General features: G+C 56.9%; 13 protein-coding genes. 11 read left to right on the top strand and 2 right to left on the bottom strand.

The window, feature by feature from the left end:
* Positions 1–28 precede the first annotated feature (28 nt).
* The 9 genes from Q9K01_RS13185 to Q9K01_RS13145 all read left to right on the top strand — a co-directional run bounded on the left by Q9K01_RS13185 (position 29) and on the right by Q9K01_RS13145 (position 11,693).
* The gene (locus Q9K01_RS13185; RefSeq protein ID WP_305930751.1) at positions 29–724 is read left to right on the top strand and encodes an acylneuraminate cytidylyltransferase family protein; all 696 of its coding nucleotides are present in this window, start codon (positions 29–31) and stop codon (positions 722–724) included.
* Positions 702–1,754 carry an N-acetylneuraminate synthase gene (gene neuB / locus Q9K01_RS13180; RefSeq protein ID WP_305930588.1) on the top strand — a complete coding sequence of 351 codons (1,053 nt, stop codon included), beginning with the start codon at positions 702–704 and terminating at the stop codon, positions 1,752–1,754. Before Q9K01_RS13185 ends, neuB begins: the two co-directional genes overlap by 23 nt.
* Positions 1,755–1,759: 5 nt before the next feature.
* A complete protein-coding gene (neuC, locus tag Q9K01_RS13175; RefSeq protein WP_305930587.1) occupies positions 1,760–2,893 on the top strand; it encodes a UDP-N-acetylglucosamine 2-epimerase in 1,134 nt (377 codons plus the stop codon).
* 144 nt (positions 2,894–3,037) lie between these two features.
* Entirely contained in the window at positions 3,038–4,531 is a 1,494-nt protein-coding gene (locus Q9K01_RS13170; RefSeq protein WP_305930586.1) for a DegT/DnrJ/EryC1/StrS family aminotransferase, read from the top strand.
* A gap of 23 nt (positions 4,532–4,554) precedes the next feature.
* On the top strand, positions 4,555–6,126 hold the full coding sequence (locus Q9K01_RS13165; protein WP_305930585.1) for a lipopolysaccharide biosynthesis protein: 1,572 nt from the start codon (positions 4,555–4,557) through the stop codon (positions 6,124–6,126).
* Positions 6,127–6,131: 5 nt separating this feature from the next.
* The gene (locus tag Q9K01_RS13160; RefSeq protein ID WP_305930584.1) at positions 6,132–7,025 is read left to right on the top strand and encodes a hypothetical protein; all 894 of its coding nucleotides are present in this window, start codon (positions 6,132–6,134) and stop codon (positions 7,023–7,025) included.
* Between the two features lie 109 nt (positions 7,026–7,134).
* Positions 7,135–8,550: a surface carbohydrate biosynthesis protein gene (locus Q9K01_RS13155; RefSeq protein ID WP_305930583.1), complete on the top strand. Its 1,416-nt coding sequence runs from the start codon at positions 7,135–7,137 to the stop codon at positions 8,548–8,550.
* A 2-nt stretch (positions 8,551–8,552) separates the two neighbouring features.
* Positions 8,553–9,980 carry a DUF6418 domain-containing protein gene (locus Q9K01_RS13150; protein WP_305930582.1) on the top strand — a complete coding sequence of 476 codons (1,428 nt, stop codon included), beginning with the start codon at positions 8,553–8,555 and terminating at the stop codon, positions 9,978–9,980.
* Positions 9,981–10,313: 333 nt separating this feature from the next.
* The gene (locus Q9K01_RS13145) at positions 10,314–11,693 is read left to right on the top strand and encodes a capsular polysaccharide export protein, LipB/KpsS family (RefSeq protein WP_305930581.1); all 1,380 of its coding nucleotides are present in this window, start codon (positions 10,314–10,316) and stop codon (positions 11,691–11,693) included.
* A 15-nt stretch (positions 11,694–11,708) separates the two neighbouring features.
* On the opposite strand, the gene Q9K01_RS13140 is transcribed toward Q9K01_RS13145, so the two are convergent.
* Positions 11,709–12,395 carry a TylF/MycF/NovP-related O-methyltransferase gene (locus Q9K01_RS13140; RefSeq protein ID WP_305930580.1) on the bottom strand — a complete coding sequence of 229 codons (687 nt, stop codon included), beginning with the start codon at positions 12,393–12,395 and terminating at the stop codon, positions 11,709–11,711.
* A 475-nt stretch (positions 12,396–12,870) separates the two neighbouring features.
* On the opposite strand from Q9K01_RS13140, the gene Q9K01_RS13135 reads away from it, so the two are divergent.
* Positions 12,871–14,229, top strand: a complete 1,359-nt coding sequence (locus tag Q9K01_RS13135) for a hypothetical protein (RefSeq protein ID WP_305930579.1) — start codon at positions 12,871–12,873, stop codon at positions 14,227–14,229.
* Here the strand turns inward: Q9K01_RS13135 and Q9K01_RS13130 are convergent.
* The gene (locus tag Q9K01_RS13130) at positions 14,226–14,516 is read right to left on the bottom strand and encodes a hypothetical protein (RefSeq protein WP_305930578.1); all 291 of its coding nucleotides are present in this window, start codon (positions 14,514–14,516) and stop codon (positions 14,226–14,228) included. The genes Q9K01_RS13135 and Q9K01_RS13130 overlap by 4 nt on opposite strands.
* A 33-nt stretch (positions 14,517–14,549) precedes the next feature.
* Between Q9K01_RS13130 and Q9K01_RS15485 the strand changes: the two genes are divergently transcribed.
* A complete protein-coding gene (locus Q9K01_RS15485; RefSeq protein WP_422785322.1) occupies positions 14,550–14,933 on the top strand; it encodes a hypothetical protein in 384 nt (127 codons plus the stop codon).
* Positions 14,934–15,015: the final 82 nt, after the last annotated feature.

The raw sequence follows: 15,015 nt of genomic DNA, 5'->3' as shown, positions 1-15,015 counted from the left end.
GTTGGCGCAAAACACGCTGGGGAAAGCTATGACCACGGTTTGCACTATATGTGCCCGCGGCGGATCGCAGGGACTTCCAGGCAAAAACATCCGGCCGCTGTTGGGCAAACCGCTAATCACTCATACGATTGGTCACGCTCTGGCTCATCCGGAAATAGACAGCGTCCACGTCTCTACTGACAGTGAAGAAATCGCGGAGATTGCTCGGAAAGCCGGGGCTGACGTACCCTTTTTACGTCCAGCGGAGCTTTCGACGGCCGACGCTGGCAAGCTTCCGGCGATTGAGCACTTAGTCAGATATCTCGAGGCGCAGGGCCGCACGGTGACCCGGATTGTTGACCTGCAGCCGACTTCGCCGCTTCGCACAAAAGGAGATATCAGCGGTTGCCTCAACAAGCTCGATTCGCAGACGGACTGCGCAACCACGGCGACGCTGTCCGACGCAAATCCCTATTACAGCCTAGTCGAACTAGACGAAAACGGTTTGGCCGGCCTTTCTAAGAAAGGCAATTTTGTCGCTAGGCAGCAAGCACCCGAGGTCTTCCGCCTTACGGGCTCGGTCTACTGTTGGCATCGCAATAGTCTCTTTAAGGGAGTGCTGGGCGGCCGCACCAGGCTCCATTTCGTCCCGGCAGAACGAGCCGTGGATATCGACAGGGCAATCGACTTCGCTTTTGCCGAACTTCTGCTGGAGAATAACTGTGACGAGCCCCAAAAACGCTGAGCCACCGGTTTTCGTGATCGCTGAGGCTGGCGTTAATCACGATGGTTCGCCCGAAAAGGCGCTGAAGCTGGTTGAGATCGCCGCTAATGCTGGCGCCGATGCTGTAAAGTTCCAGACCTTTCGCGCCGATGAGGTAGTCACGATAGATGCCGCAAAGGCAGATTATCAGCGTCGCCAAACCGGCGAAGGAAGCCAGTACGAGATGATCCGCGCTCTCCAGCTGGACGAAGCTGCGCATCGGCGGATCGCCGACAAGTGCCGTGAGTGCGGCATAGAATTCATGTCGACGCCTTTTTCGCCTTGGGCGATCGATTTGCTTATTGAGATCGGAATGAAGAGGATCAAAGTCGCTTCCGGCGAGCTGGTCAACTTGCCGTTATTGCGCAATGTCGCACGCCGGGGTCTCCCGATCATCCTGTCGACCGGAATGGGGACGCTAGAAGAAGTGCGGCGCGCAGTTGGTTGGATTCGCCAAGCGCGCGAGCAAGTCGGCTATTCGGAGCGCAAAGGGGATCTCGTGGTGCTTCACTGCACTTCGGACTACCCCGCCGCGCCCAATGCCGTGAACTTGCGCGCGATGGATACGTTGCACAGAGAGCTGGAACTGCCAGTAGGCTATTCGGATCACACGGTTGGCACGACAATCTCTATCGCCGCAGTAGCGCGCGGAGCCACAGTCATAGAAAAACACTTCACAATCGACAAAGCCGCTTTCGGGCCGGACCATGCCGCATCGCTTAGCCCTGAAGAGCTTAGCCAAATGATCACTTCGATCCGCGCGGTCGAATGCGCTATGGGCGATGGGGTCAAGGCCCCGATGCCGAGTGAATTGGCGACACGTGAGCTGGTTCGCCGCAGCGCTTTTGCATCGCAGCCTATCGCAAGCGGTGATGCACTTACCGAGAACAACGTTCACTTCCTCAGACCTGCGGGTGGTATCCCCCCTGAGGATGCGGATCGGATTTTCGCTGCCAGCGCCGCGCGGGACATTGCCAAGGGCCAGCAGTTGATGGCAGGCGATTTGGAATAGCTAAGATGAAGCGGTTGACCTATCTTTCCGGGACACGAGCTGATTTTGGCTTGATGGAAAGAACTCTAAAACGGATTGCCTCCTCCGACCAGTTCGATCTCGAACTGGTGGTTACCGGCATGCACTTATCTGATCGTTTCGGCAGAACCGAGCGTGAAGTCACTGCGTCGGGTCTCCGGGTTGCCCTTCGAATTGACGTGCCGATTGACGAAGATAGTTCGCGCGGAATGGGGGTCGCAGCAGGTATAATTACCAGCGCGATGGCGAATTATTTTGCAGAACGTCCGCGAGATGGCATTATTCTGCTTGGCGATCGGGGAGAGATGCTTTCGGCGGCGATCGCGGCACTCTACGCGAGCGTACCGGTCATTCACATCGCTGGGGGAGAGCGCTCGGGTTCTGTTGACGAATCCATCCGCCACGCAATCACCAAGCTTGCGCACGTTCATTTGGTAAGCACAGAGGACGGCAGAAGGCGAGTGATTGGGCTGGGCGAGCAACCAGGGCAGGTTCATAGGGTCGGCGCACCGGGCCTTGCGGGGTTGCTCGATTGTGCAACGACCGACCTAGGCGAGCTTGCGAGAAAATATGGATTCGATCCCGCTAGGCCTTACGCGCTGTTGCTTCACCATCCTGTCGTGCAGGATGCACAGAGCGCTGGCGATCAGTGGCGCGCGATTTTTGCCGCTCTCGAGAAAACCGATCTTCAAGTGGTAGCGCTGCTTCCTAACGCCGATTACGGTACGGATGCAATTCGCCGAGAGATTGATAGGCAAACCTCGACGAAGCGGCTAATTAAAATCGAGCATATGCCACGGTCTGACTATGTCTCTGCCTTGCGCCATGCCCGCTTTCTTATCGGAAACTCGTCAAGCGGGATCGTCGAGGCGGCCACGTTGCAGACGCCTGTCGTGAACATTGGAGATCGACAGGCCGAGCGCCTCCGCAGCGCTAATGTCTTTGATGCAAGCTACGAGCCAGCAAGCATCGCCTGCGCGATTGATCTCGCCGAAAAGTTTGATCCTGCGGGACTAGTGAATGTCTTTGGCGGTTCGGACGCCGATACACGCATTTGCGAGATCTTGGCAGCAAAGGACCTTTCGGATCCAGATCTGCTCAAGAAGTCGATGACTTACTAATTTACCCAAGGTGAGGATGAAACGCATGGTCTGTCGGAACGGTCGATTCCAGCGTACTCGGACTAGTTCGAGCCTGCGCCGAAGTGAGGAGGGCCATTGGTCGTCCGACGGGACGCGGCATACGCTAAACTGGAGTGGTGGCGCTTGACCAATCCCAGTGCCTTTGTCCACGCCGATACTCTGTTGCTTCCTACGGCAACGATTTCTGACGCATTTGAGTCCTTAACACAGTCCGGCAAAGGTGCAGCACTCTTGCTCGACTCCAAGGGCCGTCTGCAACACCTTTTCACGGATGGAGACCTCCGGCGTGTGCTGCTTGCGGGACAGTCCATCGAAACTCCGCTCGCTCAATTGAAGCACAAGACCCCTCATTCGGTGTCGCCCGATGTGAGGCATCACGAAGCGCTCATGCTAATGGATCGCTATCGGATCGATCAGTTGCCAATCTTGGATAATGAGGGGCGGCCGGTAGGCCTCCATTTGCGTCGCGATATCGGCAGCCGAATTTGGCTTTCGACCCCTCATATCGGGGAAGAAGAGCTCCAATTTGTCAACCAAGCGTTTGCCTCGAATTGGATTGCACCGCTTGGCCCAAATGTTGATGCGTTCGAGCGAGAAGTGGCAGCAAAGGTTGAGGTCGGCCACGCCGCTGCGCTCTCTTCAGGGACTGCAGCAATTCACTTAGCGCTGATCCTGCTCGGAATAAGCCGCGGCGATCGGGTCTTGTGTTCCTCGCTCACCTTCGTGGCCAGCGCCAATCCGATCCTCTATGTGGGAGCAGAGCCACTGTTCGTTGATGCCGAAGCCGGCAGCTGGAATATGTGCCCGATCGCGCTTGAACGAGCGCTTGAGCAAAGCGCACGCGAGGGGCGACCCGCAAGAGCGGTGATGGTGGTCGATATCTATGGGCAGGCGGCCGACTACGACCGAATTCGTCCTATCTGCGACAGATACGGTGTTCCGATTATTGAGGATGCTGCCGAGGCGCTGGGAGCATCATACGGTGGAAAACCTTGCGGTGGTTTTGGGCGCATCGGGGTGTTCAGCTTCAACGGTAATAAGATAATTACCACATCGGGCGGCGGAATGCTCGTCGCCGACGATGCCGACCTTGTGCAACATGCGCGCAAGCTAGCGACGCAGGCGCGCGAGGATTGCCCTTGGTACGAACACAAGGAAATCGGCTACAACTATCGTATGAGCAACGTTCTCGCCGGGATCGGCCGAGGCCAGCTGTCGCGGCTGGAAGAACGCGTGGCGGCGCGGCGTGCGATATTTGAGCGCTACCATGAAGCACTGGCGCAGATCGACGCCATTGAGTGGATGCCAGAGTACGAGGGGAGCTTCTCCAACCGCTGGCTGACCACCTGCACGCTGGGAGCCGGCATTGACCCGCAGGCGGTTTGCGACGACCTCGCCAGGCTCGATATTGAAGTTCGACGAGTTTGGAAACCGATGCACCGTCAGCCGCTTTTTGCCAGTTCACAGTTCGTAAACTCGGGTTCTAATCTCGACGTGGCCAGCGACTTGTTCGAACGCGGTTTGTGCCTACCGTCAGGCTCAAACATGACCGAGGAACAGATCGACCGAGTGTGCGACGCGCTGTCTGCCGCCCTAGGGCGAGCAGACCGCACGTAGACTGACGTCCGCCAAAAAAGCTGATGTTCGCCTCTCTGATCCGCAATATTTTTATAACGGGAATGGCGTATGCTGTGATCAGCGTGGTTGGCCTTGTGCTGGCCCCGGTCCTAATCGCGACATACGGCTTGGCTGGCTATGGCCAAATCTTGCTCGCCCGCGTGTTTTTGCCTAGCGCGGCATTTGGTTTCCTCGACCTCGGCATTGGTGAGAACACCACCCGCGTCGTCGCGACGGCTCGTGCAGATGGGAGCTGGGAGACCGCGGGAAAGGCTTTACTGCTGCTCCTGATTATTGCGCTGGTCGTCTCAGCGACCACCGCCGGAGCCCTCGCCTGGTTCGCGTCAAATCTGGCAGTGTGGATGTCGATCGAACCTGATCAACGATCCAGTTTCGTGATAGTCCTCTTAATAACTGCCGCCTTACTTCCGGTGCTGTTCCTTTCACTGATCGCAGAAGGTGTATTGAAGGGTTTTGAGAGCTTCGAGCGTTTGAGAGCCTGCGAAATTGCATCTGCCCTCACTTACGCCGGGCTCGCATTTGGCGCCGTCGCTGGTGGCTATGGCCCAAACAGCGTCTCCTTGGCTCTGCTCGCCGGCTTAACATTGCGTTTTCTGCTCGCAGCAATTTGGGCCGTGTCCTTGCTGCGCAAGCACCCGCTTAGGTTGACCAAATCGACCACCGAAGTCCGCGCAGAGCTTTTTGCATGGTCCGGCACGATGCTTTCAAACAAGGTGCTCGGCACATTGCAGACGCAGGCCGCCGCTCCACTCCTCGGGCTGCTGGTCGGGCCAGCGGCAGTCGGCCTGTTTGATGCGATCGTGCGGCTCCCGCGCTTCGTGAAGTCGATCTTCTCGCTGCTTTCAGCAACTGTTTTGCCACTTGCTGCCCGCCTACGCGCCGCTCAAGACGCTGCAGCGACGACCCGTCTTGCGCAAGTTGGAGTCCTTAGTGCATTCGTGATTTGCGCTCCTCCTGCAGTAATTGCCGCCACATTTTCCTATTCGATCCTTGAGCATTGGATTGGCGAGCGGGTTACCCCATTTTGGATGTGGCAAGCGCTGATGTTTACTGTCCCACTCGTGAACGTTGTCGTGAACTTTGGTGGCAGCATACTTCTGGCTGATCGTCGTTCCACAATCGCCCTCAATCGCCTCGCATTCGTGCAAGTGGTCCTTCAGCTGGGCCTTTCGCTAATCCTGCTACGCTGGATCGAGCCGTGGAGCTTTGTTCTTGGCCAGGTCGTCAGCGTCCTTGTGGTAATGCCGCTGCAGCTTTCGCTGCTAAAGGGCCGGCTCAACCTGTCTAGCTCAATCGGTATGCGGATGATGGGAGTGGTCGGCGTCGCCGCATTCATCGCTGGGGCCCTCTACTTGCTCGAACCAAGACCTTCGATTCCCATGCTCTTGGCACAATCGGTCGCAGGCTCGGCATTAGCGTGGCTTGCCGCGCCCTGGATCGCGCTGGACAAGCCAGGGCGCGCGCTCTTTTTTGCCCTCCTTGTTGCCCGCTTGAGGTCCTTTGGCATGCTGCTTGACAAGCGAAACTCGAGGGAGGAGGGGGAACAGCCCCCCCCTCCTCCTTCAAAGGACTAATCAGAATGGGCATCTCGCTCGCTCGAAGATTGGCTTGGCACGCCTATCGAACGCCTCTGGCAAACGCAGTGAAGCGAACCAAACAGCTCACCGCTCGCGAGGAAATGCGTCATCGCAAAAGCTTGCTTGAGGGTCTCCCGCTCAACGGCCGTATAGAAGCCGCGGTCAATACACTTAAGCAAGATGGTTTCGTAAGGCTTGACGAACTCGTCGATCCCTCAATTCTTAACGATCTCAAGAATGAAGTGGACAGCGCAAGAGCGAAAGAAGCCGATGCAGCTAGTAGCGCATTTGGCGCGCACAAAGCGAAACTGTGGAGCCATGCGATTGACAGTGCGATGGTCGATGGGCAGTTGCCCGCCGGAAGCGCCTTCGCGCGCGCCGCGATGCAACCGGCGATCGTGTCTGTATTAGCCCGCACGCTTGGGATGGTCCCAAGGCTTGACTACGTCACAGTCACCGAATCAAAGCCAATGTTATCCAAACCTAGCTATTCGCAGCTGTGGCATCGCGACTACGACGATACGAGAGTCCTGAAATATTTCATCTACCTTTCCGATGTTGAGGGAGTAGAAGACGGACCCTTCACCTTCTTACCCGCACCAGTTTCCGACAAAATTGGCTTTTCGCTGAAGAGCCACCGATCCGACACCGATCTGCCAGCCCACGTCAATTTGGAACGCGACAAGTTCCAGATCACTGGGCCACAATTTAGTTGCTTTGCTGTCGAAACCAGCCGCTGCCTCCACATGGGTAGCCGCGTGCATCCTGGGCACGGACGGCTGATGTACACCGCAACCTTTTTTGCACCACCGCGGCTTTATCCCGAGCCAGTGAAACCATTCTTCCTTCCGAATGGGGGGGAAAAAGATGTGGAGCGAGCGATGCTGTTCGCATAAGGGCGCTGAGTGGACAGCCCGCAGGCTGGCGCATAAAGCATCCACGACAAGCACTCGCCAACCTGACCGGTAGGCTCTCCTCCTTTAGCTGAGCGCGAAAAAATACCGAATGGCTGCCCAGAACCCTTCGTGCCGCATTGGCCTCATCGTCGATCATCCTTCTCGCGACTTGCCGGGAATGGTCATGCTAGGTCTCGAGTTGTCGCGGCGCGGCATCGAGACCGCGTTGGTGCCCCTTTACGATCAGGGGCTAGACGTACCACTCCTGGAGCTAAGCGCACTGGTGCTGAATTTTGCTCGCCAGGTTAACGAGCCGATCGCACGCGAATATCATCGTTTGGGAATTCCTCTTTTCGTGCTTGATACGGAAGGCGGAATTTTGTCAGATCAAGGCCGCGTTTCCCCGCAAGCTATTGCCGCCTATGTCCGCGACAGTGGTTTTGGCGGCCTGCTCGAAGGGTATTTCTTGTGGGGTGAAGCCATGCGCGAGGCGTTCCTGGAAGCCCGGGCGCTCTCTCCGGATCAGCTCCACTTAACGGGCTGTCCCAGATTCGACTACTACACCCCGATGTGGGCGACGATCGAACCGCCAAAGCGCCAAGGCCATATTTTGGTCAACACCAATTTCCCAGTCGTCAATTCACGATTTGCCGAAGGCAGGCAGGGGGATGCTGCGGCGCTGCGCTCAGTTGGCTTCGATGACACCTATATTGAGCAATTGCAGACAGAAAATGGCCGAGTGATGGCCGGGATTATCGCTCTCGTCGCTCGGCTTGCCAACGATCTGCCCAACCGCCAGTTCGTCTTGCGTCCTCACCCGTTCGAACGGCGGGAGGCCTATTGCGAGGCGTTCGCTGAGCTAAGTAACGTAGTGGTTGACGGCGACGGTCCGGTTCTCGAGGCATTGCGCGGTGCGCATGCTTTGGTGCACTGCAATTGCGGCACTGCGGTCGAGGCGCTGATGCTCAACTTGCCGCCGCTTTCGCCGGAATGGATCAACAGCGACTTTCTGCGGAGCCACGCTTCGTTGCCCAGCAAAGCCAGTCGCAAAACCGGAAGTTATGAGGAGATAAGACAATTGATCGCCTCATCAGATCCGGCGGCTGGATTTGATATGGCGGCAGTGTATCACGAAACGGTCCACCCCTATTTCCATCACAATGATGGCAAGGCCACACAGCGCGTGGCAGACGTCCTCGTCGACCATTGTAGAGGGGAAATGGGTCCCAAGCCGCGCTCTTACAAAATGGCTTTGCGCGGTTCTAGCCCACACCCCCGGTTCTCCCAGCGGATACAAGGCCTTGCTGCGAACCTTCTGGGGAGCGCTCGTGCGCGCGACTTGCGCGCACGGTACCGCCCTGCGCGCGCGCACAAGCGCTTCACGCCCGAGCGAGTTCAACACGATATCGACTTACTTGTGAACCACACAGGAGCCTGCGCACCATCGATCCAAAGCGGTCGCCATCCCGTGACCGGCGCGCGGCTTTCCAGCGTAATAATCTCCGCTCGTGAGGTTGAAGACTAATCGTGGTTTCCATAATTTTCGCAATCTTCGGCTTACTGACGATCATCCTTCTGTGGCAAAGGCAACGCCCGGCGTTCATCGCCGGATTTATCGTTATATTTAGCCTCGCATATCGGATCGTCGACATCACTTACCTGGATCTCGTCGGTCCGATCTACGCGATCGAGCTGGAGCGCCACGTTGGCGGGAACGGCGCCGCGCCAATTTTCGTGGTTGCCACGCTGTGCTTCATCGTGCCTCTTTGGATAATTGTCAGTCGCCAGCGAATTCTCGCCGGCATCGAGGACGTAATTCCGCCAAGCGCTTATCTAGATGGGCTTCAGCGGGCGGCGTTCATCGGCTGCAGCGCGTATATCGCCTTTCTTTATCTGGATATGCTTAGAATAGGCGTGATTCCTTTGTTTGCCGGCATTGACAGGCTAGAGTACCAGCTCGTGTCAGGTATTGTGCACAATCTCGCTTACGAGATGAATTTCCTCGTCAGCGCTGTCATAGGAATTTTCACTGTGTTGCCGCGCTTGCGCGGCAAACGCCTTTCGCTTCCCTTCATAGCGCTGCTCATGGCATTTTTGATTTATTGGGCGCTCACCGGAAACCGTTTCTCCGCATTCCTGATTACGCTCTCTTACTTTGCGTTGCCGTTTGGTGCGCTTGTCGCGATGCAGGCTAAAGGGATCCTACGCCGCGAGTCGGTGCGAGGCACTTGGAGCTCCCTGCTTTCTAGCCGCATCTTCATGTTCTTCGGGTTCATCACTGTGGTGATCTCGGTCACCGCGCTCATGTTCAACAGCTATTACACTGTCCGAAATTACGCGGATCCAACGTTTCATCTCAGCCAGCGGGTTCTTGTCCAGCCAGTGCAGACCTGGAGCTCGACGTGGGAGATGGTAAGATACGATTTCGATCGCGGCATTAATCACACTGCGCTTGATCTGGTTTTGCTCAACCCACCAAATCCTGATTCAAATACTACCATTCAATACCTAATGGAACGAGAGCTTGGATACTTCCGAGCGATGGAGCTCATTAATGCCGGGCAGCAGTACGCCGGAGGCTATCCTGAAATCTTTTTCGAGCTGTTCGGGTTTTGGCTGGCGATCCCCCTTATGATTTTACTTGGTAGCGCTGCTGCTTTTCTATTGTATATTGCATTGAGATCAGTTGCGCAAGGCCGGGCCCTTACAGCCGCGATGGCCGTGTATCTCTACTATGGTTTTGGTGTTGCCTACATCGGGGGTATGCTGAATTTTTTGCTTGCGCCCACCTTCGCGCTAAAATTGGTCGCGCTCCTGATTTTCTTCTTCGTCGAGCGCAGGCTCGTTAGGGCCGAGAGGGCGCCAAGCGCGTTCGTGCCGCCGTTTCAGGGCATCGCCAGCGCCGGACATCTGCCAGCCATCCATTCCAGGGACGACGTCGGGGGCCGATCATGAGTGCAGTCTGGTTCGTGCGAGCCCGGAACTCGATTAAGCCCCTAATTGAAGCTAAGGCATACATAGACTTTTGTCATACCATCGACCAAGAATGTCGGAGCAGTCGCGTCATTCATCTACCAAGCCAGATCCGTCGATACGGCGGCAGGGAGGCGCAAAAAAAACCAGGCTCGAGCGAGGCAATAAGCCAGATAAGGCTTGTTGATCGGTCGCCCCTATCTCTCGCTAGCGGCAGTCTGCATCCGCAGTGCCTAGGCCATACCAGCGCGGACCCGCACGCACCGAACGACTTTTCCATTCTCGCTAAGACCTCAACCTGTCCCCCACAATCCCATGCTTGAACCCACGATTCCCATCATCACGACGCTTGCCGAGTACCAGACGCGCTTCTGGGTCGAAATTGGCTTGGAGATGCGCCGTCGGGGACGAGAAGCGCGCTTTCTGTCGTTTGATAGTCGCAGCAATGAGATGTTGGCGGCGGCTGGCTTGGACTACGTCGATGCGACCAGCTCGGCCTGCGAAGCTGCCTTAGGCGACAAAGACGCATTTGAAGTGTGCCAGGACTTCGGTGTTGAGCGACTCAACTTCTGGCTAACCCACGAGAAGTTTGCCTTTGGAATACGCGACAGCGAGGCGCTGATCCGCAAGCTCGCCGGAAGCCTATTGGTGGCCGATAAGGCGATTGCAAGCATGCCAAAGGGGTCCCGGTTGAAGATGCTGCAGGAGTTAGGGGGCTTCCTATCCGTCATTGGCAGTCACTTTGCCGCTTTGCACCACGACATTCCGAGCTTGTTGCTAGAGCCTAGCTTTTTTCGCGGCCGGCTGCTTTTTCTCAGCGGCGACATCCAAGCACTCAAGTTGGAAGACAGTGCCAGCGAGCCAGCCTCTGCTGAAGTACTAGCTTATTTGGAAGATACCTTAGCCCGCAGCGCCATCGTTATCCCAGAGAAGGACCGACATCAATACACCACTGCGTTTCGAAAGGTGGTCAATTTTCGTAACGCACGGCGCCTAATACAAAAGCTGATAGACAAACATCTACTCGGAAAGGAGCAGGAGTTTGGTCATATTGGCAGTCACGTGTCGAGCCATGCAAGGATGATCCTTGCCAGCAGGAAGTTGTCGAAGCTTTATACTCCTATTTCGCAGCTCGACAGCTTTGTATACTATCCCCTGCACGTACCGGGAGACATGGCGTTAACGCTGCGGTCTCCCGAGTATTTGGACCAGGAAGCATTAATCGATTATATCTGCCGCGTAACTCCACCCGGTGTAGCGATTGCGGTCAAGGAGCATCCGGCGATGATCGGCGCCATGGGGGCCGAACCGCTAGAGAAGCTCAAACGGCGCTACGATCATTTCCACCTCATACCGCCAAGCACCAACAACTTTGATGTCTTACGTCGCGCTGACGCAATTGTGACCGTCAACAGCAAAAGTGGAGCCGAGGCTGGCTTGCTTGGACAACGGGTCATTGTGTTGGGCGACGCGTTTTACCGCAACGCTCCGTTTTCACTTCCGGTGGAGCGAATGGCCGATCTTGGCCCCGCCTTAGCCTCTGTATTGGACGGAACGGCTCCAGCGGCACCGCAATTGAACGTTCAGGACTATTTCGCCGCGCTCTGGAATGAGACCCTCGCGGGGGAACTCTACGTTTGCGATCACGCCAACATCGAGCGGTTCGTTGACTCGATCATTACATCGCTCGACTGATCGCCGCGTCATACCTCAAGGCTTCACGCAAAACGCGGGCACTTTGTAAAACGGCAGCTTTTGAAGCGTGAGTCCGTGGTCGCTTACGAATTTGTCTACGACTTCGCTGCAGCCGGCGACGGTACCGTAGTCGTCAAACACGACAAGCCCCCCGGGCACGACGCGTGCAAACAGCTGATCAAGAACGAACTGGGTTGGCTCACGTACGTCCATATCGAGGTGTAGAAAAGCGATACGCAGCGCCGGCAGTTCCTTAATCAATTGCGGGACGGTGTCGAAAACATTGCCTTTGCGCAGATCGACGTTGCCAATACCCTTTTGCTCGAGGATTGCCTCGACCTCCTCGATGCTCAGGCCATCACCTGCTGAATTTTCGAAACCATTGATGAAGGCCTGATCAGCTTCCAGCTCTATCCCCTCGCGAGGAAAAGAGCCGAAGGCGTCGAAGCCCCGAATGGAACGAGCTTGCTCGTTCTCAAGCATTTCGCGGAAAATGCTAAATCGGATCAATGAGGTAGCTTTGAACACACCGAATTCGCAAAGGTCTCCCGGCAAGCCGACAATCTTCTTGTAGAGCTCGTAGTGGGCTAGAAATTTTCCAAAGCGCGAAGATTCGGCAAACCAATGGTACCCATTTTCCCAGTCCCAACGGCGCTCATAAGCAAGGCCTCGTATCTTAAGTTCTTCTTTAGGGTAATCCATACCAAATCGACTCTCTGTGTATTTTTGGACTTTTACGACATCGATCTAATTTAAAGACCATGCCATCCGCATCCCGCTGTCGCCGCTGCCATCGGCTATATGCTCTTACGATCAACTACGCCAATCAGTCTCGCAAATATACGCGGGGACACCCGACCTCGCGTCCAGTGGCTCAGCGCAGCCAGAAACGGGCAAGCCAAGCATTGGGTTCCGCACGCTGATCCGTATCCATCGCCAGCCTCCCGAAAGCTAGCTCCTTACGAATCCCCGGAATCCCCACTTGGAAACTCCAAAAAATTTCCATATCCGCGAAAGTAGTGTGGCGGGTGTCGACAAAGACTTCGCGCAGCTTCTCGCAAAGCGCTGCGTCATCGTCCCGCGTGGAACGGTATGGCCGCTGTTCAGGTGATGCTGAGGTAACTTGGGCTAGGCAGATGTCATGACATACCTGAAGTCTTTTCTTGCAGCGGCCAGCTTGGCCATCGGCACCGCTACGCTTCTTTTCAGCGGCGTTTCGACGTCTGCCCAAGATGGAGCCGCCTCCCTGTCCACCCGCATGCAGGATGCAGCGCGCGCTGGCGGCGGCGTTGTGCGCCTCGAACCGAACCAGCGCCTAGTGGTGAACGACGGCGTGGTACTGCCGCGTGGCGTCACGCTCGACCTAGCTGGCGGAGAACTCGTAGCGGTACTGCGCAGCACAAACGCAGCCGGGGTGCGCATGCTCTCTGGAAGCGCCATACGCAACGGCACGGTCAGCGTCATCTCGCGCGGCACCCCGGGAGAGCAGAGCGGGGCACACGCGGCCATCTTGGTTGGTGCTTTATATAGCGAGAACGCCTCGCCAGCGCGAATGTCGCCTTTCGCCGCCCCTTCCGACTGGCGCATCAGCGGCGTGAGCGTGCGTTCGGATAAAACATCTGGAGCTGCGGGCATTCAGATCATGGGCGGAGCAAACCGCGGGCTGATTGAAAACGTTACTGTGCTCGACTCCGATCGGATGGCTGGGGGGATCATGCTCGACTGGGGCACCGTTGGTCCGGTCAGTTCGGCCGACGTTCGCGGCACGGCAGCAGCCTTTGCGCGCGGCCAGGGCTGGACGACACACCCGCACGATATCGACATTCGCGGCGTAAAGATTGGCAGGTTGACGCGCAGCGCGGGCTCGGGCGGCGGCAGCGTCGCAGTCAGGTTGTCAGGGGTCCATGACATGCGCGTAAGCGGGGTGGTGGTCGAAGAAGTGACCCAAGCAGGGGTCATCCATCACGCCGGGGATCTTGGATACGAATTTGCTAGGGCGGCGGACGCGCCCCGTGCACACCAAGGAATTGTTGTCGAAAACATCGATATCCGCAGAACCGCGCAGTATGTGGTCTGGAGTGATAGCCACGCGGACAATGTCGCCCGTGCGGCGAATGAGGGGTATAGGCCGCGGCTTGCTCCAATCGCCGCCACCGACATCGCATTTCGCCAGATTTCAGGGAACGCTTCGCCTCGCTCGATCGCGCAATACGGCATCCGCGTGAACCACCAGCGTGGCGGATCGTTCAGCGATATACGGGTCAGCGGCTTTGATTTCGGATTTTTCATCGACGAGCAGGTCTACGGCCTCTACATCGTTAGGCCATATGCGGATGAAAGCCGCAGAGCCGCCTATTCCATCGGCCACCCATCGCGCCCGCCGCAGGATATCCGGGTGTCGAACCCGCGCTCCAGTGGCAGCAGCGATGGATCTAACCTTGTCTATATCGGCAACAGCGCAGATGTCAGGGTTGTAGGCGCGAAGGCACTGCGTGCGCGTATCGCGCCGAGCGCACGCCGCGCCAAGGTCGATTAGAACCGACGGGATTTGAGCGGCGTGCGTGTGGCGTATTGCACGAGATACCAAGCGCTGGCGAGAAGGCCGAAACCTTCGATCTCACGATAGGCCTTCCAGACCTGCTTGGCCGAAGTCCCTTTTTCGCGGCTGACGGACCCGTCGAAGACGCGGTAGCGAATGGGCTGCTTTGAGGCGCCACGGGCCGCTCTTTGTGTCGCGTATTTCGCAGGAAATTTTGGTCGTGATGAAGACGTTGCGGCATTGGACTCGGCAAAGCGCGACATGAGAGATTCTTTGGAGAACATGGGGTCTGACGAACGTCTGCTTCCCACCTTATTGTGTTGAAAAACTCGGTCGCGGGAGCCGCTGCCCAGGAGGCCAACACAACCGCGATTGGTTCAGGCGCGGAAGCTGTCCGCGCAGATGCACTGGCCATCGGTTCAAACGCCTTTGCTTTTGACTTCAACAACGTGGCGATCGGTACGGGTGCACGCTCAACCGCGACCAACTCAACCGCTTTTGGTAACCAGGCGATTGCCAGCGGAACATCCAGCACCGCGATTGGTCAAAATTCGCAAGCGACTGGGGCGGCTGGTTTGGCATTGGGCGTGCAAAGCTGGGCGCGGGGCGACAATTCGACATCGCTTGGCGTAGCATCTCTTGCTGAGGGTGCACGTTCATGTGTGGACGGCCCCCGCTGCGCAAGAGTTTTTCTGCGGTGATGATGTCGGTCGGGTGCATCCATGTGTTCGGCCTGTTCGCGCAGCACCGTATGGCTGCTGGCCCTGATGAAGTCCGCAGATT

It is taken from the genome of Qipengyuania benthica, assembly GCF_030717865.1.
GTDB lineage: Bacteria > Pseudomonadota > Alphaproteobacteria > Sphingomonadales > Sphingomonadaceae > Qipengyuania > Qipengyuania benthica.
This window is presented reverse-complemented; position numbering and strand designations above follow the sequence as displayed.